The sequence below is a fragment of the Rhizobium sullae genome (genome assembly GCF_900169785.1).
GTDB lineage: Bacteria > Pseudomonadota > Alphaproteobacteria > Rhizobiales > Rhizobiaceae > Rhizobium > Rhizobium sullae.
This window is the reverse complement of sequence record NZ_FWER01000228.1, coordinates 1-295: the sequence shown is the minus strand read 5'-3', so window position 1 is coordinate 295 and position 295 is coordinate 1. Positions and strand designations below refer to the sequence as shown.

Annotated in this window: 1 pseudogene; it reads left to right on the top strand. The window is 56.3% G+C overall.

Features of this window, described 5'->3' with window-relative positions:
* Positions 1–109 precede the first annotated feature (109 nt).
* Positions 110–295, top strand: a pseudogene (locus tag BN1800_RS42125) (hypothetical protein); the annotation flags it as partial.

Genomic DNA, 295 nt, shown 5'->3' with positions numbered 1-295 from the left:
GAGCAGGCCGACGATCTCGATGCCATTCGCGATTCTTCAAGATGAAATAAGGAGAAACCTGCACTACAGGCTCAGGGGCGCCATGACAACGAAGCAAAGGAGCGCATCTATGACCATCGATCCAAAATGCTCGCGGACCGGCGATGCGTTGCTTGCCGGGGCAGGATGTCCGGTGCCACATCACAGCGACTGCGACCTCACGCTTGACAGGATAGCGGTCGATCAATGGGAAATTTCAATCCGCTCGCCCCGCGCCGATGCTTGGGTTCGTAAAGAACTATGCGAACCGTTCGGT